The 22,924-nt window shown below is 49.0% G+C and carries 20 protein-coding genes, 1 tRNA gene and 1 pseudogene; 12 read left to right on the forward strand and 10 right to left on the reverse strand.

Features of this window, described 5'->3' with window-relative positions:
- Positions 1-165: 165 nt before the first annotated feature.
- The gene (locus BZJ17_RS03270) at positions 166-1,179 is read left to right on the forward strand and encodes a 2-hydroxyacid dehydrogenase (protein ID WP_077454924.1); all 1,014 of its coding nucleotides are present in this window, start codon (positions 166-168) and stop codon (positions 1,177-1,179) included.
- Between the two features lie 82 nt (positions 1,180-1,261).
- On the opposite strand, the gene yiaY is transcribed toward BZJ17_RS03270, so the two are convergent.
- A complete protein-coding gene (gene yiaY, locus BZJ17_RS03275) occupies positions 1,262-2,410 on the reverse strand; it encodes an L-threonine dehydrogenase (RefSeq protein WP_077639758.1) in 1,149 nt (382 codons plus the stop codon).
- 285 nt (positions 2,411-2,695) lie between these two features.
- On the opposite strand from yiaY, the gene BZJ17_RS03280 reads away from it, so the two are divergent.
- A complete protein-coding gene (locus BZJ17_RS03280) occupies positions 2,696-3,328 on the forward strand; it encodes an OmpA family protein (RefSeq protein WP_069586537.1) in 633 nt (210 codons plus the stop codon).
- 56 nt (positions 3,329-3,384) lie between these two features.
- Here the strand turns inward: BZJ17_RS03280 and BZJ17_RS03285 are convergent, their stop codons facing one another.
- Positions 3,385-4,941 carry a cryptochrome/photolyase family protein gene (locus BZJ17_RS03285; protein WP_077639759.1) on the reverse strand — a complete coding sequence of 519 codons (1,557 nt, stop codon included), beginning with the start codon at positions 4,939-4,941 and terminating at the stop codon, positions 3,385-3,387.
- A 143-nt stretch (positions 4,942-5,084) separates the two neighbouring features.
- Between BZJ17_RS03285 and BZJ17_RS03290 the strand changes: the two genes are divergently transcribed.
- Together BZJ17_RS03290 and BZJ17_RS03295 are read left to right on the forward strand one after the other, a co-directional pair.
- Entirely contained in the window at positions 5,085-5,663 is a 579-nt protein-coding gene (locus BZJ17_RS03290) for a hypothetical protein (protein WP_240531973.1), read from the forward strand.
- Between the two features lie 85 nt (positions 5,664-5,748).
- A complete protein-coding gene (locus tag BZJ17_RS03295) occupies positions 5,749-6,411 on the forward strand; it encodes a glutathione S-transferase (protein ID WP_077639760.1) in 663 nt (220 codons plus the stop codon).
- 38 nt (positions 6,412-6,449) lie between these two features.
- Here the strand turns inward: BZJ17_RS03295 and BZJ17_RS03300 are convergent, their stop codons facing one another.
- Together BZJ17_RS03300 and BZJ17_RS03305 are read right to left on the reverse strand one after the other, a co-directional pair.
- Entirely contained in the window at positions 6,450-7,061 is a 612-nt protein-coding gene (locus tag BZJ17_RS03300) for a glutathione S-transferase family protein (RefSeq protein WP_198532144.1), read from the reverse strand.
- Between the two features lie 182 nt (positions 7,062-7,243).
- Positions 7,244-7,741, reverse strand: coding sequence for a GNAT family protein (locus BZJ17_RS03305; protein WP_077639762.1), 498 nt, complete (start codon positions 7,739-7,741; stop codon positions 7,244-7,246).
- A 268-nt stretch (positions 7,742-8,009) separates the two neighbouring features.
- On the opposite strand from BZJ17_RS03305, the gene BZJ17_RS03310 reads away from it, so the two are divergent.
- Positions 8,010-9,617, forward strand: a complete 1,608-nt coding sequence (locus BZJ17_RS03310) for a peptide ABC transporter substrate-binding protein (RefSeq protein WP_077454918.1) — start codon at positions 8,010-8,012, stop codon at positions 9,615-9,617.
- Between the two features lie 380 nt (positions 9,618-9,997).
- Here BZJ17_RS03310 and BZJ17_RS03315 read toward each other — a convergent pair.
- Positions 9,998-10,073 (reverse strand) — tRNA-Asn (locus BZJ17_RS03315).
- A gap of 236 nt (positions 10,074-10,309) precedes the next feature.
- Between BZJ17_RS03315 and BZJ17_RS03320 the strand changes: the two genes are divergently transcribed.
- From BZJ17_RS03320 to BZJ17_RS03330, 3 genes are all read left to right on the forward strand, one after another.
- A complete protein-coding gene (locus BZJ17_RS03320) occupies positions 10,310-12,223 on the forward strand; it encodes a hypothetical protein (protein ID WP_077639781.1) in 1,914 nt (637 codons plus the stop codon).
- Between the two features lie 64 nt (positions 12,224-12,287).
- Positions 12,288-12,527 (forward strand): DUF465 domain-containing protein, encoded by a 240-nt coding sequence (locus BZJ17_RS03325; protein WP_077639763.1) that lies wholly within the window; start codon positions 12,288-12,290, stop codon positions 12,525-12,527.
- A 14-nt stretch (positions 12,528-12,541) separates the two neighbouring features.
- A complete protein-coding gene (locus BZJ17_RS03330; RefSeq protein WP_077639764.1) occupies positions 12,542-13,663 on the forward strand; it encodes a PQQ-dependent sugar dehydrogenase in 1,122 nt (373 codons plus the stop codon).
- Between the two features lie 11 nt (positions 13,664-13,674).
- On the opposite strand, the gene BZJ17_RS03335 is transcribed toward BZJ17_RS03330, so the two are convergent.
- The gene (locus BZJ17_RS03335) at positions 13,675-14,421 is read right to left on the reverse strand and encodes a PilZ domain-containing protein (RefSeq protein ID WP_077639765.1); all 747 of its coding nucleotides are present in this window, start codon (positions 14,419-14,421) and stop codon (positions 13,675-13,677) included.
- Between the two features lie 232 nt (positions 14,422-14,653).
- Between BZJ17_RS03335 and BZJ17_RS03340 the strand changes: the two genes are divergently transcribed.
- The gene (locus BZJ17_RS03340; RefSeq protein ID WP_077639766.1) at positions 14,654-15,667 is read left to right on the forward strand and encodes a glycine betaine ABC transporter substrate-binding protein; all 1,014 of its coding nucleotides are present in this window, start codon (positions 14,654-14,656) and stop codon (positions 15,665-15,667) included.
- 67 nt (positions 15,668-15,734) lie between these two features.
- On the opposite strand, the gene BZJ17_RS03345 is transcribed toward BZJ17_RS03340, so the two are convergent.
- Positions 15,735-16,574 carry a 2OG-Fe(II) oxygenase family protein gene (locus tag BZJ17_RS03345; RefSeq protein ID WP_077639767.1) on the reverse strand — a complete coding sequence of 280 codons (840 nt, stop codon included), beginning with the start codon at positions 16,572-16,574 and terminating at the stop codon, positions 15,735-15,737.
- 191 nt (positions 16,575-16,765) lie between these two features.
- On the opposite strand from BZJ17_RS03345, the gene BZJ17_RS03350 reads away from it, so the two are divergent.
- The gene (locus tag BZJ17_RS03350) at positions 16,766-17,143 is read left to right on the forward strand and encodes a glutathione S-transferase N-terminal domain-containing protein (protein ID WP_077639768.1); all 378 of its coding nucleotides are present in this window, start codon (positions 16,766-16,768) and stop codon (positions 17,141-17,143) included.
- Positions 17,144-17,310: 167 nt separating this feature from the next.
- On the opposite strand, the gene BZJ17_RS03355 is transcribed toward BZJ17_RS03350, so the two are convergent.
- The gene (locus BZJ17_RS03355; RefSeq protein WP_077639769.1) at positions 17,311-18,726 is read right to left on the reverse strand and encodes a Na+/H+ antiporter NhaC family protein; all 1,416 of its coding nucleotides are present in this window, start codon (positions 18,724-18,726) and stop codon (positions 17,311-17,313) included.
- Positions 18,723-19,883: a PLP-dependent transferase gene (locus BZJ17_RS03360; RefSeq protein ID WP_077639770.1), complete on the reverse strand. Its 1,161-nt coding sequence runs from the start codon at positions 19,881-19,883 to the stop codon at positions 18,723-18,725. Before BZJ17_RS03360 ends, BZJ17_RS03355 begins: the two co-directional genes overlap by 4 nt.
- Positions 19,884-20,236: 353 nt before the next feature.
- Between BZJ17_RS03360 and BZJ17_RS03365 the strand changes: the two genes are divergently transcribed.
- Together BZJ17_RS03365 and BZJ17_RS03370 are read left to right on the forward strand one after the other, a co-directional pair.
- Positions 20,237-20,635, forward strand: a complete 399-nt coding sequence (locus BZJ17_RS03365) for an oxidoreductase (protein WP_077639782.1) — start codon at positions 20,237-20,239, stop codon at positions 20,633-20,635.
- 59 nt (positions 20,636-20,694) lie between these two features.
- A complete protein-coding gene (locus BZJ17_RS03370) occupies positions 20,695-22,617 on the forward strand; it encodes a bifunctional diguanylate cyclase/phosphodiesterase (protein WP_077639771.1) in 1,923 nt (640 codons plus the stop codon).
- Here BZJ17_RS03370 and BZJ17_RS03375 read toward each other — a convergent pair.
- Positions 22,614-22,924, reverse strand: a pseudogene (locus BZJ17_RS03375) (hypothetical protein); the annotation flags it as partial. The gene BZJ17_RS03370 and the pseudogene BZJ17_RS03375 overlap by 4 nt on opposite strands.

Consider the following 22,924-nt stretch of genomic DNA (forward strand, 5'->3'; position numbering starts at 1 on the left):
TCCTTCTACTGCGAGATAGCCGATTAAAAGCCGCCTGCGCGGCTTTTAATCGTTTGGACTAACATCAACACTTTTAACCTGATAAATCTCATGGTTTATTTTGGATCCAAATCACGGTATTTATAACGCTTCTTTACCTCCCCCCGACTTATTCGGAGGCAACACATGACGACCATTGCCGTATTTAGTGCCAAATCTTATGACAAGGCCGCCTTTGCTCATGCTAACCAAGCGTTTGGTTACACACTCGAGTTTCATGATTTTCAGCTCACCGCCAAAACCGCCAAAATGGCTCAAGGGGCGGAGGCGATTTGCGCGTTTGTTAATGATGATCTTTCCCGCCCAGTGCTAGAGATTTTAAGTGATGCCAATATCAAACTGGTGGCGTTGCGATGCGCTGGCTACGATCGCGTCGATCTGGAGGCCGCAAAATCGTTGGGGATCACCGTCGTTCGCGTGCCTGCCTATTCTCCCGAATCGGTCGCGGAGCACACGGTGGGCATGATGATGTGCTTGAACCGACGCTTTCATAAAGCCTACCAACGCACACGCGATGCCAACTTTGAACTCGATGGCTTAGTCGGGTTTAACTTTCACGGCAAAACGGCTGGGATCATTGGTACGGGTAAAATTGGGATCGCAACCCTACGGATCCTAAAAGGGCTTGGTATGCGTTTGTTGTGCCACGATCCATATCCTAACCCCCTTGCGATTGAACTCGGTGGCGAATACGTCTCGAAAGAAACACTGTTTGCCGAAAGTGATGTGATTTCTCTGCATTGCCCGATGTCCAAAGACAACTACCATCTACTCGGCGAGCGTGCTTTTGCTCAAATGAAAAAGGGAGTGATGGTGATCAATACCAGCCGCGGTGAATTGCTCGATTCAGTGGCTGCCATTGAAGCCCTCAAGCAAGGCCGTATCGGTGCGCTTGGTCTTGACGTGTATGACAATGAACGGGAGCTATTTTTCCAAGACAAGTCTAATGATGTAATTGTTGATGATGTATTCCGTCGCCTCTCTGCATGCCATAACGTGTTATTTACCGGACACCAAGCGTTTCTCACCAAAGAGGCACTGCACAATATCGCAGATACCACACTCACTAATATTCATACCGTCCTGAACGGCGAGTGTTGCGAAAACCAAATTGCAGACGTCGAAGATCGCAGTGACTAACTTGTTCTAAACGTCTACCGTATAGAAAGAAAAAAGGCCTGAATAATCAGGCCTTTCTAGTGTTGCTGTGATACCTAGGAAACTACATCGCTTCCATAAAAATTTTGGCGATTTCCTCGTGCGTCGCTTGCTTCGGATTCGTGAAACCACACGCGTCATTCAAGGCGTTTTTGGTCAACACATCAATGTCTTCTTCTTTAGCGCCAAGTTCGCGCAAACCCGCTGGGATCCCAACATCGGTCGCCAATGCTTGAATGGCTTGAATGGCGGCTTTTGCGCCTTCCTCGGCATTCATACTCTCCGTATCGACGCCCATTGCCGTGGCCACATCTCGTAAGCGCTCGGCACACACTTGCGCGTTGTAGCGTTGCACATGGGGTAATAGAACGGCGTTACACACCCCGTGCGGCAAATCATAAAATCCACCCAGTTGGTGCGCCATCGCATGCACATAGCCCAAAGACGCATTGTTAAATGCCATACCAGCCATAAACTGTGCATAGGCCATCTGCTCCCGCGCCTCTAGGTTTTGGCCGTCAGCCACTGCAGTGCGCAGGTTTTCTTGAATCAGTGTCATTGCTTTCAGTGCAACTGCGTCAGTGATCGGCGTAGCGGCGGTCGATACGTAAGCTTCAATCGCATGGGTTAATGCATCCATACCGGTTGCCGCCGTTAATGACGCCGGTTTAGCCAGCATCAGCTCAGGATCGTTGACGGAAATAATCGGGGTGGTGTGTTTATCGACAATCGCCATCTTAATGTGGCGCGCTTCGTCTGTGATAATACAAAAGCGGGTCATTTCTGATGCGGTGCCCGCCGTCGTATTGATCGCAATCAGCGGAAGTTGTGGCTTAGCAGACTGGTCCACGCCTTCATAATCACTAATATGACCGCCATTGGCTGCCACTAGGGCGATACCTTTGGCGCAGTCGTGCGGCGATCCACCCCCTAAAGAGATCACACAGTCACATTGGTTCGCTTGTAAAAGCGCTAACCCTTGTGCCACGTTTTCAGTGGTTGGGTTAGGTTGTGTGCCATCATAGACCACACAATCGACTTCTCGGCTATCAAGCAAAGCGGCGATTTGCTTTACCACACCAATTTGATTAAGGACTTTATCTGTAACGATAAGGGCTTTTTTAAATCCATGTGATTGAATCGCGTCTGCGGCTTCAGAAAGGCAACCTGCGCCCATAAGGTTAATAGCAGGGATAAAGAACGTGCTCGACATGACCATTTGCTCCTTTAGTCGGGATCATCGCGGCCCAGACATGACAGGGCCTTTTATGGTTTTTGTTGTAACACGCTGTTTGCTCATCACATTTTGATCCAGCGCAATTTGCACGGCAGGATGCAGTGAAAAGAAGACAAAACTGAGAACTCTGTCAGTGGTCTTTCGTTAAGTGTTTAAAACACCATCACTAATTCATAAATTTGACACTTTCTTGAAGAAGAGTGTCTAAGCTGAAGTAAATTAAACTGACCTCCGTTTGGTTATAGTGAGAAAACAATGGGAATGAAATGCAAACTAACTGCGGTTGCCGTATTGACCGCATCACTGGCCCTCACCGGTTGTGAGTCGATGTCGAACACCCAGAAAGGCGCGACAATTGGCGCGATCACTGGGGCCATCGTGGGAAAATCGACATCGAACCATAAAGGTAAACGGGCCTTTATTGGCGCGGCTATTGGTGCCATTGGTGGTGCAGCTGTCGGTAATTACATGGATCAGCAAGAGCAAGCATTCCGCGAAGAATTGGCGGGCTCGGGCATTCAAGTTGTGCGTGAAGGCGACAATATTCGCTTGATCATGCCCTCGAACATTACTTTCGGGTTAGATCAGGATGCGATTGCGGCCGATTTTTATCCTAAACTCAATGCCATTGCCAATGTGATGCGCAAGTACGACAAAACCTTCTTGAGCATTGAGGGTCACACTGATGACACGGGCGCCGCGGCCTATAACCAGCGTTTGTCGGAACGCCGTGCCATGAGCGTTAAACGCTACCTCGCCAGTCAGTCGATCGACAATGCACGTTTGTACACGTCCGGTTTTGGTGAGACACGTCCACTGGTTGCGAACAACAGCGCGGCAAATCGTGCGCTCAACCGCCGTGTTGAGATTCAGATTGTGCCAAACACGCAATAAGCGCGACGCGATTTATGACCGCCCTCACGCTCCTGTTGAGGGCGGTCATACCGGCATCAAAGCGCATCAAGATTGGCGAGTAATTCATCCGCATGCGCCAAAATCTGGCTTTGCTGCGTCTCTGACATCTTATCCCAATTTCGATACGGCATGGCTGTGCGTGGGTTACGGGCGAATTTGTCGCGATGACGCACCATAAAATGCCAATATAGCGCGTTGAATGGACACGCCTTAGGACCAACTTTCTCTTTCACATCGTATTCGCACCCAACGCAATAGTCGCTCATCCGATTGATATAGGCGCCACTGGCCGCATAAGGTTTCGTCCCCACAATGCCGTTATCGGCGAACTGCGTCATTCCGCGCGTGTTCGGCATTTCAACCCACTCGATCGCATCGACATAGATTGAGAGATACCAATCGTCCACCTCATCAGGGTCGACACCTGCGAGCAAGCAGAAGTTTCCTGTCACCATGAGTCGCTGAATGTGATGGGCATACGCTGTCTCTAACGATTGCGTGATCGCATGCGAGAGACAGCGCATTTTGGTCTTTCCATCCCAGAAAAATGCCGGCAATGTGCCTTGCGCACCAAGCGCATTTTTTTGTGCATAATCAGGCATGTTCGCCCAGTACACACCACGAACATATTCGCGCCAGCCTAAGATCTGTCGGACAAACCCTTCAATCTGAGCGAGGTTGATAGCCTCATTTTGGCGGTAATGATCAATCGCAGCTTGGATCACTTGCATGGGGTGAAGCAACTTGGCATTTAACGCAAAAGAGAGACGGCTGTGGTACAAGCTCCACTGATGAGGGCTTTGTCCTGTCATTGCATCTTGAAACTGACCAAACAATGGCAGGCAGTAGGTGCAAAAATGGGCGAGTAGCGCTTTCGCCTGCTGACGTGTCACCGGCCACATCAAGGCTGACGCCGCATGTCCGATGGTTTTAACCTGATGGCGCTCAATACGAGTGAGAATATCGCTGACATCGTTGGCGAAAATCAATGGCGCGGGAATCGCATCGAGATCCGCTTTTTTTAGCTTATTACGATTTTGCTGATCATAATTCCACTYTCCCCCCTCTGGCTGATCCCCCTCCATTAAGATATCAAACTGCCGACGCATATCGCGGTAGAAAAACTCCATTTTTCGGTGCTTACCGACGGTGAACTGGGTGGTAATCTGTGAAAAGGGTAAGAGAAAATGTTCCGTCTCAACACATTGGGATGCAACCTCATTGGGTAAACGCAATTGTTCGAGTTGCATCGCGAGCCGATACTCATCAGGACGCTGATATTCGAACTGATCGACTTGATAGTGCTCACAAAGAGCGCACAGCAATGCGGGCAAGTCTTGATAAGCTTGCGTGTCATCCAATGTGAGGTATTCGACATCATGCCCCGCCTTTTCAAGCGCATCAGCAAACTGCGCCATTGCAGCAAAAAACGCACAAACCTTTTGGACATGATGGGTCACATAGTCGGTTTCTTGTTTAAGCTCGGCAATGACATATAACACGCCCTGATCGTGCTGCTTAAACCATGAGTGGCTGGCATTCAGTTGATCTCCGAGAACCAAACGCAAGGTGTGATAACGAGATTGAAGCACAGGTACCTCAGTCAGAACTAGTTGGAATAATGGCTAACATACGTAGAAGATAACGTTTTCGATGACAGAAAACCGAGAGGGGCTTGAATATTCGCCGAAACGCTCTACATTGAAGCAGACGTTGTGACCACGCAGACCTTTTCATGCCAAAAGCCATCATTCAACTTTGGATTCTTGTCGGCTATTTTATGATGGCAGTGCCCACGCATGCGATGAACGAACCCCTTAATACATTCGTGCAAGACTTACGTTTTCACGGCTATGTGGACAACTACGGCAATGTGAAACTCCGCTTTTCCCCCATCACGACCTTACCCGCGGGGTTAAAAACGCAAGGGTATTTAGATATCGAAGCCAGCGATATTTCGCGACTGCCTCGCGGACTGGATATCGGCGGTTACTTAAATGCTGCAAATACGCCACTGACGCGGCTACCGCGGCTCAAAGTCGGTGGCTACATCAACCTCACCAATACCGCTGTAACCGCATTACCGCCAAACCTCGTCGTGCGTGGCGACCTCAGTCTGGTCAATACGCCTCTCACCACCTTGCCAAGACGCTTGTACGTTGAGGGCAACCTTTATCTTACTAACTCGCCAATTAGCGCATTACCCGACGATATTTACGTGGGGGGCAATGTATACATTCGCGGCACGAACATTTCGTCTGTGGACCCCAAATTACGCATTCAAGGCCGAGTACTCCCACCTCCAAATCAATGAATTGAATCACAAGGACTGATCGAAATAGCAAGACTATCGTATCGATAGCTGAGCCTTTTTAAACTTACAGTCAAAGATATTCCTTATGATTATTATTCATCACCTTGAACAATCGCGTTCTCAGCGTATTGTTTGGTTGCTTGAGGCACTGGGTGTGCCATATCAAATCAAGACCTACTCGCGTGACCCCAACACCAAGTTGGCGCCTCCCGAACTCAAGCGCGTTCACCCTCTGGGCAAAGCACCTGTAATTGAAGATGAAGGGACGGTCATTGCAGAGTCGGGCGCGATCATTGAGTACATTTTAGAAAAGTATGGTGACGGGCGCTTAGCGCCACAAACACCAGAGCAGAAAGGTCACTATCGATACTGGATGCACTATGCCGAAGGGTCTTTGATGCCAATACTGGTCATGTCGTTGATTTTCAGCAAAATCCCAGAAGCACCGATGCCCTTTTTTGTACGCCCCTTGGCGAAAAAGCTGATGAAAGGCGTCACCGACCAGTTTATTGCACCCCAACTGCGAGACCATCTTGCCATGATCGAACACCACTTAGCGACGCATGATTGGCTGTGTGGTGACACACTCACAGCAGCAGATATCCAAATGAGTTTCCCATTAATCGCAATGCGTTCTCGCCTAGACCCACAGCAACACCGTCACATTGTTGCGTATCTTGAGCGCATTGAACAACAGCCTGGCTATCAAAGCGCACTGTGTGTCGTGGGGCCGCTAAAAACGCTTTAAGCCCGCTAATGCGGGCTCAATCTTAATAAAAATTATGGTTACGCAGGTTGGGTTTGACGAGCCTGAACGACCCAGCGTTGATAACCTGATGATGATTTTAGTTGCTGGTACCATTGCGACACGTGCGGCGGCAGGGTCATTGATGGCGCCACGGCAAGAGAGTGGACCACAGTGCCAATTGCAATATCGGCGAGCGTCATCATGTCAGAAATTAAATAGCGACGCTCGGCAAGTTCATTGTCCAGCTTCTCTAAATCTTGGCGGCACTGCTCAAGGGCCGCTTCTCTCACTTTTAGATCGCTCGATGATTCCAAGCAAGCAGTTTTAACCGCAGGCTGAAACGAAGAGAGGCACCAATCCATCCAACGCTCATAGCGCGAGCGTTGGAACGCACAATCTGGGTACCACATTTTATTGCCATAGCAGGCAACCAAATAGCGCAAAATGGTGTGCGATTCCCACACACTGTTCGGGCCATCTTCTAGTACCGGCACCTGACGCATTGGACATTTTTGTGCCAGTGCATCAGCATCTTGGGCATTATGATGAATATCGACCTCATCCAATTCGATACTTAAATCTAACTCATCAATCAACCACATCACTTTTTGAACATTAATGGCAGAAGGGTGGCCATAAATCTTCATCATTACTCTCCTTGTTAAACGCAATACCTCAAGCGACTCGACGCATTTCTTGGGCCGATGAATGTCACTTTTCATCCCACCACAACGCCAGTCGTATGGAGATCAACCGTCAAGCATGATCCCTGCTTATCAGTGATTTATTTGAGCGTCGCACAATCCTTCTTTTTTAGCAAGTCATCGCGGATTTAACCCGCATCACCCTCCGGACTGACTTTATTGTCGACTTTTCTCAACATAATATGCTGAGGTCCTGCACTGCCACCATGATACAACTCGCCCGTATCGGTGAAACCTGCGCGTTGGTAACACGCAATCGCGCCCGCATTTTTGCAGTTTACGGTCAGAACGAGACGCTGCGCCCACGGGTAGCGCGGTTTGACATAATCCGCCAAGGTCATCATCGCGCGGCGACCCAGTGCGTTACCTTGGTGGTGCTGATCGATAAACACCGCACGAACTCCTATATCACCCGCATGGGCAAAGTCGTATTGCGACGCGTAACCAGTATCAAGAATAAACCCGCCCACAATCACGGTCTCTACCTCAATCAGGTGTAGATGAGCAAATTCATTGGCCGCCGCCAAGATTTCCTCTGGGCGTCCGACAAAAGGCAGCTGCTCATGCGTGATAGAAAGAGATAAAAATGAGGCTAAGTCAGGGGGAGAAAATGGACGTAACAGCACGGGAGATCATCCTTGAGTCTATGAAAAACGGCTAATTTATCATAAAACCGCCTAAGCTGTCCGAGGGGATTATGCCGTATGAATACGCCGCGATCGGCAACCGCCATGCAGGATTAAATCGATATAAAAATAGAGGTCACGATTTCACGCTTTTCCTGTCGTCGATTTGTCATCTTTTTATCACATCGCTTTTCTTCGCTTACCATTTGTGGTTAATCTATTGATTAACAAGGCTTATTAACAAATCACTCAACCAAGGAATGGAAAGATGAAATTAAAACTATTGGCTGGTTCATTGGCACTCGCATTGTGTAGCTCAGCGTTTGCAGCTCACGTCCCAGAAGGCGTGGAGCTTGCCGAGCAACAAACCCTTATTTGGGGGGTTTCTGGCGAAGTACCTACGCTGGATCCGACCAAGTCCAGTGATACCGCCAGTAACAAAATTATCTCAGATTTGTTCGAAGGCATTACATCGCGCACGCCAAGTGGCGATATTGCACCAGGTTTAGCAAAAAACTGGGAAGTCAGTGAAGATGGGTTAACGTATACATTCCATCTACGCGAGGCGACATGGTCTGACGGTGAGCCCATTACAGCGGAAGATGTTGTCTATACACTACAACGTGCCGTCGACCCAGCAACCGCTGCACCATACGCTTGGTATTTAGGCACCGCGAACATTCTCAATGCAACCGAAATCACCGATGGACATAAGCCTGCAAGTGCATTGGGCGTGAAGGCGGTGGACGACCATACCATCGAGTTTACATTGGTGCGACGTACTCCTTATTTCCCCAATATGCTCACCCATTCTTCGACCTACCCTGTACCAAAACATGCGGTAGAGAAGTATGGAGATAACTGGACACGCCCCGAAAATATGGTCAACTCCGGCGCCTATAACTTGACCAACTGGGTAATTAATGAGCGCATCGATCTTGAGCGTAATCCCATGTACTGGAACGATAAAGAAACGGTGATTAACAACACATCGTATGTAACCTCCAGCGATGCCAACGCGGAGTATAATCGTTATCGCACCGGTGAGATCGACGTGACCTTTAGCTTCCCGCTTGAGTCCTATAAGAAAATCAAGCAAGAGCGCCCCGATGAATTCCTAACCATGCCGTCACTTGCGACTTATTACTATTTATTCAACACAGAGCGCGAACCGTTTAACGACGTGCGCGTACGCAAAGCACTCGCCTATGCCATTGATCGTAATGTCGTCACCGACATTATTCTTGGTCAAGGACAGCAACCTGCGTACAGTGCAACACCACCAGCCATCAACAACTTCGAACCGCCGAAATTGGCTTGGGCGGAAATGACCCAAGAAGAGCGTTATCAAAAAGCAAAAGCACTCTTGGCCGAAGCGGGATACACTAAAGACAACCCTCTAGAGTTTGAATTGGTGTATAACACCATGGAATCCCACAAAAAACTTGCATTGACAGTAACGTCTATGTGGAAACGCCATCTACCGGTTAAAGTCAGCTTAGCCAACCAAGAGTGGAAAACCTTTTTGCAAAAGGTGCTACAAAAAGACTTTGATGTGGCTCGCGATGGATGGAATGGTGACTACAATGAGGCCTCAACTTTCCTGAGCTATTTCAGTAGTAAAGGTATGAATAAGTCCAATTGGAGCAACCCTGAATACGACAAGCTGCTTGACCAAGCACTCTCCGTTGTCGACCCAGAAAAGCGTAAAGCCTATTATCAGGAAGCGGAGCGCATTTTCGCCGAGGAGATGCCTGCCATTCCAATGTACTTTTACACGCGTAGTGTAATCAAAAGCCCTAAAGTAGGCGGCTATAATACGGAAAATCCGAACAACCTACGTTACACACGGAACCTTTATATCACTAAAAATTAATCGACCGTGATATCAAAAACGTCACGCCTTGCGCGTGGCGTTTTTGTTTGTCGCGAGCAAAAAGTGGGAGGCGATCTGCATTCAAACTGGTCAAGCACGCACTCCGAACTCAAGAACGATAGATAAAAAAAGCGCCAACCTTCCGGCTAGCGCTTTTCTAAATCAGGTCCCCCGATTGGACTCAACGGGAACGCCCAGTTGGGGGCGCCCAGCTCAGTGACATATTCCGCGAAGCGGAACAATTAAAAATTTAGAGAGCATTGAGTGAGCACCTATCTATACAATAGGCAGGCTCGAGGAAAGCCTAATTCACCAGCATTCTTTGATACTAACACCATAAAAAAAGCGCCAACCTCTTGGCTAGCGCTTTTTTCTAAATTTGGCTCCCCCAACTGGACTCGAACCAGTGACATACGGATTAACAGTCCGCCGTTCTACCAACTGAACTATGGGGGAAACGTGTTTCGTAACAACGAGAAGGATGTTAGGCGATTGCAGCAAAGGGTGCAACCCCTTTTACGGTGATTTATCGCTTTTCATGTTCAAATGGCTAAAAAGACGCCAAAACAAGCGATTATCGCATACATTTTGCATCCTTCCCCCAAAAAATGCCAAGATGACAAACAGACAGAAAAAGGAAACGAACATTGAATCCGGACGCCTCTTCCCTGCCCCGTTTTATTGCTGGCCCGATGCTACGGCGAACCACTCAACATGAAGTCGTCGTATGGGCAGTATTATCAACGCCGCCAGACAAAGGCACATTATCCGTTTTTGATGATCAGACCCTCCTTGCCGCGATGCCACTCTCCTCGGCACAGCAATTTCGCGCAGGGAAGCATGCCTGGGTGATGCTAGCTCATCTCCGATGTGCGCACGGCTTTCCGCTCGATGTACCATTGCGTTACGACATCTTACTCGATCAAAAGCCCTTGTCTGAATGGATACCCGATTTACTCTATGAAGGTGAACGGTCACCGCACTTTGTGATCCCCTCCCAAGCGAACCATTTAGCGCATGGCTCATGTCGGCACCCGCACCATCAGTGTGATGATGCACTGGTCACACTCGACGAAAAACTCGCCAATGAGGAGATGTCACAATGGCCGGACATGCTCATTATGAGCGGAGATCAGATTTACGCCGATGATGTCGCCACACCAATGTTGCAGCGGATCAGAGCCTTGATTGCTCGGCTGGAGCTCAAAAATGAATACTTTGACGCCGCACCGATTGCACATTGCCGGGAACTCGATACGCATCCAGATGGCTACCTCAACCGGACAAAATTGTTACCCGCACAGCGCTCACGGTATGGTTCTCTGTTCGAGCGATTAAAAGGGCGTGCGCTGCCGATCTTCACCTCCCAGACAACCAGCAATCACCTGATTAGCTTTGCCGAACATTTCGCCATGTATTTACTGGTGTGGTCGCCAGAAGCGTGGCGCATCACAAATACAGCCTCAGTCGCACTCAACCGCACGTTAACGCCACAACAGCATTCACGGTATCAGCGTGAAGAGCAAGCCCTGACTGAATTTCAACACGGTCTGCCCCAAGTCAGGCGTCTGTTCGCGCATCTCGCCACTTATATGATTTTTGATGACCACGATATCACCGATGACTGGAACATCACCGTAGGCTGGGAGCAAGCAGCCTATCAACAGCCCTTTTCACGGCGCATTATTGGCAACGGCCTGTTTGCCTATTGGCTATGCCAAGGCTGGGGAAATGATCCTAAACAGTTTGATCCCTCATTTACTGCGCTTGCGACAGCTAGCCAGTTTGGTCAGTCTGGCGATGACCCGAATGATAGTGCGCACGACGCAATGATTGAGACGTTACTTCGCTTTGAGCATTGGCATTACAACGTACCGACGACCCCCTGTGTAGTGGTACTCGATACTCGAACTCGTCGGTGGCGATCGGAGTCCAGCATGAACCGCCCATCCGGCTTGATGGACTGGGAAGCTCTGATGGATTTTCAGCATGACTTACTTAAGCACGATAGTGCGGTCATTGTCTCGGCCGCACCTATGTTCGGGGTAAAGTTTATTGAAGTATTACAACGTATCGCAATTTGGCTCGGCAAGCCCACCATTGTCGATGCTGAGAACTGGATGGCTCATCCGGGCAGTGCTAATACCTTACTGAGTATTTTCCGACACCAGCGTACGCCAACCAACTACGTGATCCTATCGGGTGATGTGCACTACTCATTTGCCTACGACATTCGTATTCGTTTTCGTACCAATAGCCCGCGCTTATGGCAGATTACCGCGAGCGGCTTTAAAAACAATTTCCCAGAGCCGCTGCTGAGCATTTGTGAATGGTGCGATCGTATTTTGTTCAGTCCTCGCTCACCATTTAATTGGCTAACCAAGCGAAAGCGTATGCGGATTGATAGGCGTGATCCCGACACCGCAGGCCCTAAGCGCTTGGTGAACGCCAGTGCTGTCGGGCTGGTCACCTTACAACCGGACGGTTCGCCACATACCATCAGCTTATTGACAGCTGACGGCAAAACCATCCATTTCCCCGATAAAAAAGCGGCGAAAGCCGTCGAGCCCAGTATCCCACCTCTCGACCCGAATCAAGCAGACTGAAACTGGAGAGATCGGTAAAGCACGCCTAGCCTTAATAGCATCACAAGGTGAGAAGGCGGTGTTTATGCAAGGCGAAAATCATGCGCTTATCTTTGAGTTCCCAGAGTACCGTGAACGCATTCATCATTTGAAGGCGAACGATCCTGACTTCCAACTTGATGCCAAGCGTTATCATCAGCTCGATCATCATATTCGTGGTCTAGAAATGAAGCAGATCCCAACCAGCGACGACATTTTTACCGCGATGAAAAAGCAACGTGCACACCTTAAAGATCGCCTCTATCGTAAACTCAGCGTCCACTGATCAAGGAGTTCGTCATGCACCGGATATCGTCGATTGTTTTGTTGATGTTCGTATTGTGCACGCCGTTGAGCGCGCACGGGGTGACTGTCGAGACGGAGACGGTCACTGTGAATGTCGAGGAAGTGAAAAGTGGCTTCGACCACCCATGGGGGATGGCCGAGTTACCTAATGGCGATATCCTGATCACCGAACGGAACGGCACTTTAAAACGCCTAACGCCTAATGGGCTAACGGTGAACATATTAGGAGTACCCAAAGGCGTCTATCAGCAGGGGCAAGGAGGGCTATTTGATATTGCGTTAGCGCCGGACTTCCCCGCGACCGGCACCTTATACCTTTCTTATGCTGCAGAAGATGAACGCGGTCAAGCGGGGACAGAAGTGCTCAAAGCAACGCTGTCACAAGATGTTCTCATCAATAGCAAGGTCATCTTTACTGCATTGCCCAAACGCGGCGGAACCCGTCACTTTGGCAGTCGTCTATTGGTGACCCAAGAGCACCTTTACATCACGCTGGGCGACCGCGGCCACCGTGACCGCGCCCAGTTTATTACCGATCATTTGGGAAGTTTAGTGCGTTTAAACCTTGATGGCAGTTTGCCGGTCGACAATCCGTTCTCTGCTCACGATGCAAAAAAGCCCGAGATTTTTAGTTACGGTCATCGCAATGTGCAAGGTATCACTCTCGATAATAATGGCAGCACTGTCTGGGCGCATGAACACGGCCCTCAAGGTGGCGATGAACTCAATATCATCGAAAAAGGGGTTAACTATGGCTGGCCGATCATCACTTATGGGGTAAATTACGGATTGGGCACACAAATTGGTGAAGGCACCGCGAAAGAAGGTATGCAGCAACCTGTCTATTATTGGGATCCGTCAATTGCACCATCAGGCATGATCATGGTGAACAGTGATCGCTTCCCGATGTGGCAAGGCAACCTACTACTTGGATCATTAAAATTTGGTCTGTTGGTGCGGCTAACCCTCGAAGACGGTAACGTGGTGAGCGAAGAGCGGCTATTTGATGGTCAGTTCGGGCGTATCCGCGACATCATTCAAGCCAATGATGGCAGCATTTTACTTCTCACAGATAAACGAAATGGGAGCTTACTGAAAATCACCCCACGCATGTAAAAAGATGACAACTAATTCAAAGCCGTCTCACCTTTATTATCGGACACAGCTAGTTGGTAATAGGTGCCATCGAAGGCAAGGTTGGTGATTAGCCACGTACTGCGTGCCTTGCTACGATCGTCAAACTGAAAGCCACACAAGTAATCATCGCTGAGTAATCGGTGTGAGAGTATCGAACCATTAAGCGTGAGATCTTGATTCGGGGCGATATGGTCGAGGTTCAACGTTGCCTTTTTTTCTGGTGCTAATTTGGCGCCCATTGAACGGTAAGCAAATAAACATCCGCCAACCGATAAATCGCGGATCTCCACCTCAATCTTGCTCATTCCCTCTGTGGCAAGCGTCGCTGATAACGCTACTGGAAAGCGCTTGTCTTGTCGCAATGGTGTGGCTGTCGCGCCTTCACGAAGAAGCTCAATGCACACAATACTGCAGTGGCTCTCTAGCACGCCTTGCACCTTGCCACTGAATCGGACTAGCGACCCATCTGCGGCCACACCATGCAATCGCACTTGATAGCCTGGGTTCAAATATTGCCCTTTTTGCTGCGCCGATAGAGACGGGATTTGGGTGTAGCAGTAACGTTTTCCGTCTGTACCAAGCATAATGGCATTAAAGCGAAATAACCCTTTCATTGGCGTGTGGACATGCATACGCACTAAGGCTGCGCTTCCCAGTTTTAAAGCCGCTTGAGATCCTGACAGGGCAATTACATCATCTTGTTGTTCAATGGCGTTGAGCTGTTCTTGGCGTGGCATGTAAGGTTCCTCGACAATCAGTCATCAAAGCAAAGGTGCAACGGCAACGCGCACAACAGCTATACGGAGGCGTACCAATAGCGTTTATAACGAGTGTTGTTAGCCTAAAGATCAAAAAGTGTGTTTTTAGATTGTGATTCAGCACCTTGCACTTCAACCAGTATAGACCTTGTATCAGACGCATGGTACGTTTTGGTTTTGACTTAACACTAGCGACTTTCAAGGACGATCTATGCGACCCCGACTCTGTGCGCTCCTACTTTCTCCATTATTTATCTTGACGCCAAACGCCTATGCCGATGAGCCAGCCTGCGGCGATGTCACGATTGCGGATATGAATTGGAATTCAGCCACCCTAATGGCACATGTTGATCAATTTATCCTCGCTAACGGCTATGGATGCGACGTTCGTTTGGTCCCCGGTGACACCATGCCAACAGGCGTATCGATGACAGAAAAGGGTGAGCCGGACATTGCGCCTGAGTTCTGGACCAACTCGCACAAAGCAATGCTCGATAAAGGGGTGGCTGATGGGCGACTCAAATACGCCGACAATGCATTTAGCCAAGGCGGAAATGAAGGCTTTTGGGTGCCAAAATACATGGTGGACCAACATCCAGAGCTTGCTACCATTGAAGGTATTAAGTCACATCCAGAATTATTTCCACACCCTGAAGAGCCCGACAAAGCGGCGTTTATGGGCTGCCCCGCCGGATGGACTTGCCAAATTTCTGCCACGCACCTTTTTGATGCACTTCAACTGGGTGAAGCCGGTTTTGAGATGATCGATCCCGGCTCTGCCGCTGGCCTGGCTGGAACCATTGCTCGTGCCAATGATCGTCGTGACGCGTGGTTTGGTTATTACTGGGCACCGACGCCGGTGATGGGCAAATATGAAATGGTCGAAGTGGACCTTGGCGCAGAAGTTGATCTTGAGCACTATAAAAATTGTATCACTCAAGCGGAATGCCAGACCCCAAAAGTCACTGCATTTCCCACCTCTCCCGTGCACACACTCACAACAGCGTCATTTGCGGAACAATCGCCGGTCGCCTTTCGCTACGTTCAGCAACGTGAATACGATAATAGCATCATGAGTGAGATGCTCGCTTGGATGGATGATTATCAAGCTGATGGCGAGATCGCCGCCGATGAGTTCTTACGTCGCTATCGCGACCTTTGGCACCAATGGGTCAGTGAAGAGGCCGCCGCGCGCATCGAAGAGGCCTTGGGGGATGACGCTTAACTTGCAATACGCGAAACGGGTCTAAATAAAAAGCCGAGGGACATATCACCTCGGCTTTTCTTTTCGCTTACAGAACACCTAATTCACGCAAACGCTCAGTCAGGTAACTTTTCGCCGTATAGCGAGAAGACAGCACCACATCCGGTTTCGGATGCAAAAACAGCGGTAACGAGATCCGTGCTTTGGTTTTATCTGCGCCTTCAGGATTAATCACGCGATGGGTGGTTGAGGGGAAGTAGCCGCCCGATGCTTCTTGTAGCATATCGCCAATATTGACAATTAAGTTACCGAAGTCACACGGCACATCTAGCCAGCGCCCGTCTTTCGCTTTCACTTGCAGACCCGGCTCATTCGCTGCAGGCAGGATGGTCAACAGGTTAATATCTTCGTGGGCGGCAGCACGGATAGCGCCTAGCTCTTCATCGCCTTTTAACGGCGGGTAATGTAATACGCGTAACAATGTCTGCTCACTCCCTGCAATCATGCTAGAAAGTGATTGTGAGTAGTGCTCACTGACGCTGTCCGGTGACTGACGCTCAACCCATGATAACAAGGTCTCAGCCAAGCTGGTCGCTTGTTGATAGTAAGATTGCAGGTTGTCACGGAGGGCCGAAGGACACTGCCCCCAAGGGTAGTAGTGAAAAAATTCCTTTAAATCGCGCTTCGTGTGGCCTTTCGCCGTTTCCGCAATTTTAGAGGGGAAAAAACCATCTTGGGTATCGGGCTTAAAGGTAAACGCGTGTTTTTCCTCAGTGTTAAAAAAACCTTCCCATTGGTTGTAAATATCAGCCACGAGCTGCTGTTGTAGTGGGTGGTTTTTAAGCACGCCAAATCCCGTTTCGCGTAAGGATTCAACAAAGGCTTGCTCCGCATTAGGCGCTTGAAAGTCAATGGCTTGCAGTGTCATAGGGTACCTGTAATCGTTTGCTTATTATCGTGAGGTTGCAGGATGGTTAGTTTACCAGCCAAAAGGCGCCATACAACGCCACTATGTTTCACATCAGAAACACATTGTCACCATTTAGAAACAAACCCTGATATAGGGTCACGTGCGCTGTCGTGTTAAACTCTGCACTTTGATACACACAGGGAGTGAAAATGGGTGTTATTCGTTGGATCCTTGGCCGGATCATTCTCGTTGTTGAAGCGCTCACTAAGCCTAAGCCACCAAAGCTGAACGCAGATCAGCACCAAGCCATGGTCGCGTTTTCAAAGCAAGTGACCTTATATCAATTTCAAGCATGTCCATTTTGCGTCAAAGTTCGTCAAGCAAGCCGAAAGCTTGGACTGCCACTAGCGGCAAAAGACGCCAAGCGCGATATGGCCGCCCGACGTGAGCTGGAACAGGGAGGCGGAAAGATTAAAGTCCCCTGTTTGCGTATTCAACAGGGCGATGAGGTGAAATGGATGTATGAGTCAGATGATATTATTGCGTATCTCAATCAAGCCACGACTCCGATTACACAAGCTGATTGAATGATTAATTAGACAATATAAGGCTCGGCGTCTACATTTTATTAGACAACGAGATCAACCTTCGCTTGCCCCTTTTGCCCGAAAAGACTGACTCCATGGACTTGGGCATTAACAAACTGTCCTTGCTAACTCGCAAGGACAGTTTCTTTTTTCAACCGAGCCTGCGTTTAAGCACTTCCCAATATCGCAAACAAGACCGCAGTTACCACCCCCACTGCAAAGACATAAGGGAATTGCGTACGGATATGGTCGACGTGATCGTTACCCGTCGCCATCGACGCGACAATGCCTGTATCACTGATCGGTGACGTCATATCGCCAAAAATGGCCCCAGATATCGATGCGCCAATCATCAAGTGCGGGTCAATGCCTGTCGCTGCACCAATCTGAATACCAATCGGGATCATGATTGCAAACGTGCCCCACGAGGTCCCAGTCGCCAATGACATAATAGCGGCAATCACAAAGACAAAAGCGGCTGATAATCCTGCAGGCAAAATGCCATCAATCACCTGAGTGATGTAGTGCCCCGTATGTAAGTCTGCCGATAAATCCCCCATTAAAAATGCCAGCGACATAATTGCCCCCAGAGGCATCATATTCGCGTATCCGGCTAACAAGTGGCGGAAAAAGGCATCTAATGACAAGACACGCGTGCCGATAAAGAAAGCCATCGCGACCGCAGTCCCTGCCATCACCGCCCAAAAAACAGCGGTCGAGCCCGATCCAGAGGCAATATCGCCATTACCCGTGATAAACAGGCCCACCGGCACCATTAAAATGGTGCTCAGTAACGGCAAAACAAAATAGCTCACTTTGCCTAGCGGCTCATCATCGCGCTGATGATCGCCAGCAATAGGAAAGGCGCCCTCACGCAATACTTGCCCAGCTGCCGCACGTTGGTCAGCTTTCGCCATTGGCCCCCAACTCGCCCCAGTGAGCACATAAAACAGCACCGCGAGCAAGGAGAGCCATGCCATTAAGTTGTAAGGGATGGCATACAATAGAATGGTGAAGGGCTCGCCTTCAACATACCCTTTGCTGACTTGCACGCCGATAATCGCCATCATCGCGGCGCCCCAACCATTGATCATCACACTGGAGCAAGTCGCAACGCAGGATGACTGGATCACATAGGCGAGCTTCTCGCGAGAGACGCGATAGTGATCGGCTAAATCACGACTCACCGTCCCCGCTGACATAATGGAAATTGAACTTTCAATAAAAATCAGCATGGTGGTGACCATTGCGAGCAACTGCACCGCAATCGGGTTTTTCACCAATTGAGCACGCTCGGTGAGCGCATGAATCACAGCCCGCGTGCCGCCTGTGACTTGGATAAGACGAATTAACCCGCCGACCATAAAGCAAAACAGAATGGTGCGGGTGTTCCCCGCGCTGGCAAACACACCAATATAACTATCCAGTGCCTTCGCCACGCCTGCGAATGGATTGAAATTCGCAATCACGGTATAACCCACCATCGCCCCTGCCAGCAGCGACAGAATCACCTGACGCGTGACCACAGCAAGCACAATCGTGACCAGTGGCGTCACCACCGTCCAGACGCCATAATCGGTCATGAYGCCTCCTGATCAAGCGCGTGCAGAAGATCTTCAATTAAGTCACGGCTATCTTCAATGCCAACTGAAAGCCGGAAGGTGGTATCGAAAACCCCCATCGCCTCGCGTTCCTCTTCACTCATGGAGCCGTGAGACATGGACGCCGAATGGTTGATCATACTCTCCACACCACCGAGCGATTCCGCCAAGATGAAGTAGCGTAAGCGGCTTAAAAATCGCTCGCTTTCCACCCGCGTGCCTTTTAGCTGAATGGTGACCACTGCCCCCCCTGAGCGCATTTGCGTTTGACAAAGCGCATGTTGCGGGTGTGACGGTAAGCCCGGATAGAAAACCGCTTCAATGGCAGGGTGGTTTTCCAGCGCGGTCGCGACTTTTAGCGCATTATCGCATTGGCGCTGCATACGCAGATCGAGCGTTTTTAATCCGCGTAACGCGAGATAAGCATCAAACGGCGAGGCAATCGCGCCGACCGTGGTTTTCGCAAAATCAATTTTTTTCGCCAGCGCTTCATCAGCGGTGACCAGCGCGCCGCCAATCATATCAGAATGCCCACCAATGTATTTGCTGGTCGACAACATCACAATATCCGCTCCTAAACGTAACGGCGTTTGGTTCCACGCAGTCGCAAAGGTGTTATCCACACAGGTTAATAACGCATGCTCGCGGGCAAACTGGCAAATAGCGGTAATATCGACAAGTTCCAGCAACGGATTGGTTGGGGTTTCAATCCAGATCATCGCCGTGTTCGGCTTGACCGCGGCTGCTACGGCATTCAAATCGTTGAGATCAACATAATCGACACTGATCCCATTATTGGTGGCGCGGAGTTTGTCGAACAAGCGATGCGTCCCCCCATACACACCGCGCATCGCAATAATGTGCGCGCCTGCCGGCAGCAGTTCTAAGGCCAAGGCTGTCGCTGCCATCCCCGAGGCCGTCGCGGTCGCATAACAACCTTGCTCGAGCGCTGCCAATGCACTCTCGTAAGCTGAACGGGTTGGATTCGCAACCCGCGAGTAACCAAAATCGGCCTGATGGCTAAGGTCAGATTGAATGAAACTACTGGCCGTGTAAATCGGCGGGAAAGCCGCATTGTGCCCTTTATCCGTTTGATCACCACCGTGAACAGCTAACGTAGAAAAGTGGGGTTGTTTCATACTTTCACCCATTAAAAGAATATTGGTTTAATAATTGTTTTTATTTTAGCCATTATGACGACTTATAAACAAACTAGCATGATATTGTATGACCATAATGATTGATAAATAGAATTATCTTCTAGCATATAAGAACAAGTTACTTTGCTAAGCCTACCGAATGCACCCTCCACGCCCACACTTGAGTAAGCCAGTGCGTACAACTACGTTTAATAGGGAGGGCTCAGGAGGCATATATAATGGCAAACAGCATCATAACTGGCAGAGCGACGTATCATCACTTCTTTCAATGGATATTGATTGTCGGATGGGTGATCGCGACGACCGCCGGTCGCGCGGCGATTGCCAGTCCCATGCTTACTGTTACCAGTAAGGAAGGAACAGAGTCTTTTACGCGCGAACAATTGGTTTCGGTGGCCGATCGTACCATTCAAACCGCTACGCCTTGGACGAAGGGCAAGCACGTGTTCCTTGGTGTCTCCGTACAAAAGTTACTCGCCATACTGGATATGCCACCAACGAAGCTCAAAGTATATGCGCTCAATGATTATTGGGCAGAAATCACAATAGAGGACATCGAAAAATATAATCCTATTTTTGCCATCAAAAAGGATGGGCAATGGATGCGTGTTCGCGATAAAGGGCCGATATGGGTGATATACCCTTTATCGGAAGAAAACCTACTGGACAGTGAAATAATACACAGTCGTATGGTATGGCAAACCCATCGCGTGGAAATATTGCATGAATAGCCGCATGACAAAAAGCCAGTCCTCTCTCGCTACAATTGTCAGCCTCTTAGGTGGGTGCCATGCTTAAACGTCCTGTAACTTGGTTCATTGCCTTTGTGTTCGCGATCTTTATTTTTGCAGTCGTAACGCTTTATCAGTTCAACCAAAACTACTCTCGCCAAGCAGTACGTACTCAGTTATCAGCTTGGGCATTAGCTCAAATGGAGCTAGAAACCTTGGAATTTCGTAGTGATCTCGCCTTATACCTGCAAACTCAGCGCCGAGATCGCAGTAACCTCATTTTAAAGTACGATATTCTGTGGAACCGCTATGACACCTTTTTGACCAGTAGCGAGACGCAAACATTGCGGCAGACCTTTAATGCAACACCTGTTGTCGAAAGAGCATTCCGCTTACTAAGACGATATGAACAAGCGGTGTTGGAAGGAAACACGCCTCGCTTGCAACTACTACTTAGTGAAATGGATGCCATACTACCCGCCATTCGGGATTTAATGATTAACAACTTTACTGGACCCGCCGCTATCAAGCAGCGCGAATACCTCGAGAACCAATTGAAAGGGATGTATCTCGCTGTTGGGCTGATTCTCACGCTGCTCGTGTTCTTTTCGGTTCGCATGTACCGTGACAACATCAAACAACAGAAAATGGCGTGGTTAGATAATGTAACGCAACTACCTAATCGCAATTATTTACTGCATGCCCTTCAACAAGCCGCAACGAAGCAAACGATGCACACCCTACTTGTCATTGATATCCGCCGCTTTAAAGACATAAATGATTTACTGGGGTATGAACAAGGAGACCATGCACTCACTAAACTCGGGCATAAACTCAATAGTATCTGCTCACCTTATGGTTATATTTGCGCGCGCTTAAGCGGTAACAAGTTTGCGGTTTTAACCACAGTTGATGGTCACCATCTAAGCTTTTTTACCCAACCACTACGCGATACGCTAAGGCATGCGATTGATGATATTTTCCCTGATGCGCGACTGACAGTTGCTATCGGTATCGCAAAGAGTTCAGACCTCGATCCCATCATCCACAAAGATGGGGATGCGTTTGCCAATACTCTGTTGAACAATGCCGATCTCGCGTTGCTAAAAGCCAAAGAAATTTCTCCTTCAAAAGACAGTATCGTGGTCTTCAAACCTAAGTTCGAGGCCGATGCGCGTAAACGCCGGCAACTGAAAGATGATTTAAAAGCGCTACTGCTTGATGAAAGTCAGGATGAACTGTATCTGGTCTATCAGCCGATTATATCGTCAGAGCCCAACAAACTGAGTTGCGAAGCTTTGATTCGTTGGCGACATCCAACCTTAGGCCCAATCAGCCCACAGTTGTTAATCGATGTGGCAGAAGAAGCTGGTCTCGGACAGCGGCTTGGTACTTGGATCCTACGCCAAGTTTATGCGGCGATGAATACTGAGTGGCAAACCATCAATCAGCATATCGATGTTGCCATCAATCTGTCCGACTCTTTCTTCAGTGAGTCATTGCTCTCAGACGTGGTGAATATTTTTATGCACCATCCAGAGCAACGCAAACGGTTAGTGTTTGAAATCACCGAGACCATGACCATTGATGATATTGGTCGATTTAGCTTGCTCATGAACCAGTTAAGAGACATTGGCGTCAAGCTCGCCTTAGATGATTTTGGTACCGGATGGTCATCGATGGCGGTATTGAATCACTTAAGCTTTGACAAAGTGAAAATTGATCGCAGCTTTGTCGAGCACATGGCAACTATTTCTCGTCAGCAAATACTGGTCGATACCATTTGTTATATGTCACATCAGCTCGGGATCCGCGTGGTTGCCGAAGGGGTTGAAACACAGGAACAATTGATCAATTTACAGCAGATGGGAGTCGATGAGTTTCAAGGCTATTACTTTTCTAAGCCACTCAGCGCCATTGATTTTTACGCGTTTTGTACTGACCACCTCAGTAAGAAAAATGYATTTTCACTCAAAAACTAATCTAAGATTTCTTCAATATCGACCACCTTCGAACGGTTTACAGTGATTTTCCAACGCTGATATACCGTGGGCTGGTCTTTGATCTTTTGACAGCTCACCAAATTGAATTGGTGGCGTTTTTCAACCGAGTCTTTTAAAACCTGTCCATCGTTTAGACGATACAAACGCTGACTTCCACGATCCATTAAACGCGAGAAAGAACGAAAATCGAGCTTCCAAACATCTCGGGTCGTGTCATAGCCTGACAAAAAGCGAGTAGTCTCTAGCTGGGTTTTAACCTTTAGGCGCACCACAGCCTCTTCTTGTT

The sequence above is a fragment of the Salinivibrio sp. IB574 genome (assembly GCF_001996205.1).
GTDB lineage: Bacteria > Pseudomonadota > Gammaproteobacteria > Enterobacterales > Vibrionaceae > Salinivibrio > Salinivibrio proteolyticus.

Excerpts from the sequence above, each read along its gene's own strand:
- BZJ17_RS03310 (WP_077454918.1), top strand. The coding sequence starts at position 8,010 with ATGAAATTAAAACTATTGGCTGGTTCATTGGCACTCGCATTGTGTAGC.
- BZJ17_RS03365 (WP_077639782.1), top strand. The coding sequence starts at position 20,237 with ATGCTTACTGTTACCAGTAAGGAAGGAACAGAGTCTTTTACGCGCGAA.
- BZJ17_RS03320 (WP_077639781.1), top strand. The coding sequence starts at position 10,310 with ATGCTACGGCGAACCACTCAACATGAAGTCGTCGTATGGGCAGTATTA.
- BZJ17_RS03270 (WP_077454924.1), top strand. The coding sequence starts at position 166 with ATGACGACCATTGCCGTATTTAGTGCCAAATCTTATGACAAGGCCGCC.
- BZJ17_RS03350 (WP_077639768.1), top strand. The coding sequence starts at position 16,766 with ATGGGTGTTATTCGTTGGATCCTTGGCCGGATCATTCTCGTTGTTGAA.
- BZJ17_RS03295 (WP_077639760.1), top strand. The coding sequence starts at position 5,749 with ATGATTATTATTCATCACCTTGAACAATCGCGTTCTCAGCGTATTGTT.
- BZJ17_RS03280 (WP_069586537.1), top strand. The coding sequence starts at position 2,696 with ATGAAATGCAAACTAACTGCGGTTGCCGTATTGACCGCATCACTGGCC.
- BZJ17_RS03345 (WP_077639767.1), bottom strand. The coding sequence starts at position 16,574 with ATGACACTGCAAGCCATTGACTTTCAAGCGCCTAATGCGGAGCAAGCC.
- yiaY (WP_077639758.1), bottom strand. The coding sequence starts at position 2,410 with ATGTCGAGCACGTTCTTTATCCCTGCTATTAACCTTATGGGCGCAGGT.
- BZJ17_RS03335 (WP_077639765.1), bottom strand. The coding sequence starts at position 14,421 with ATGCCACGCCAAGAACAGCTCAACGCCATTGAACAACAAGATGATGTA.
- BZJ17_RS03330 (WP_077639764.1), top strand. The coding sequence starts at position 12,542 with ATGCACCGGATATCGTCGATTGTTTTGTTGATGTTCGTATTGTGCACG.
- BZJ17_RS03290 (WP_240531973.1), top strand. The coding sequence starts at position 5,085 with ATGCCAAAAGCCATCATTCAACTTTGGATTCTTGTCGGCTATTTTATG.
- BZJ17_RS03340 (WP_077639766.1), top strand. The coding sequence starts at position 14,654 with ATGCGACCCCGACTCTGTGCGCTCCTACTTTCTCCATTATTTATCTTG.
- BZJ17_RS03355 (WP_077639769.1), bottom strand. The coding sequence starts at position 18,726 with ATGACCGATTATGGCGTCTGGACGGTGGTGACGCCACTGGTCACGATT.
- BZJ17_RS03300 (WP_198532144.1), bottom strand. The coding sequence starts at position 7,061 with ATGATGAAGATTTATGGCCACCCTTCTGCCATTAATGTTCAAAAAGTG.
- BZJ17_RS03325 (WP_077639763.1), top strand. The coding sequence starts at position 12,288 with ATGCAAGGCGAAAATCATGCGCTTATCTTTGAGTTCCCAGAGTACCGT.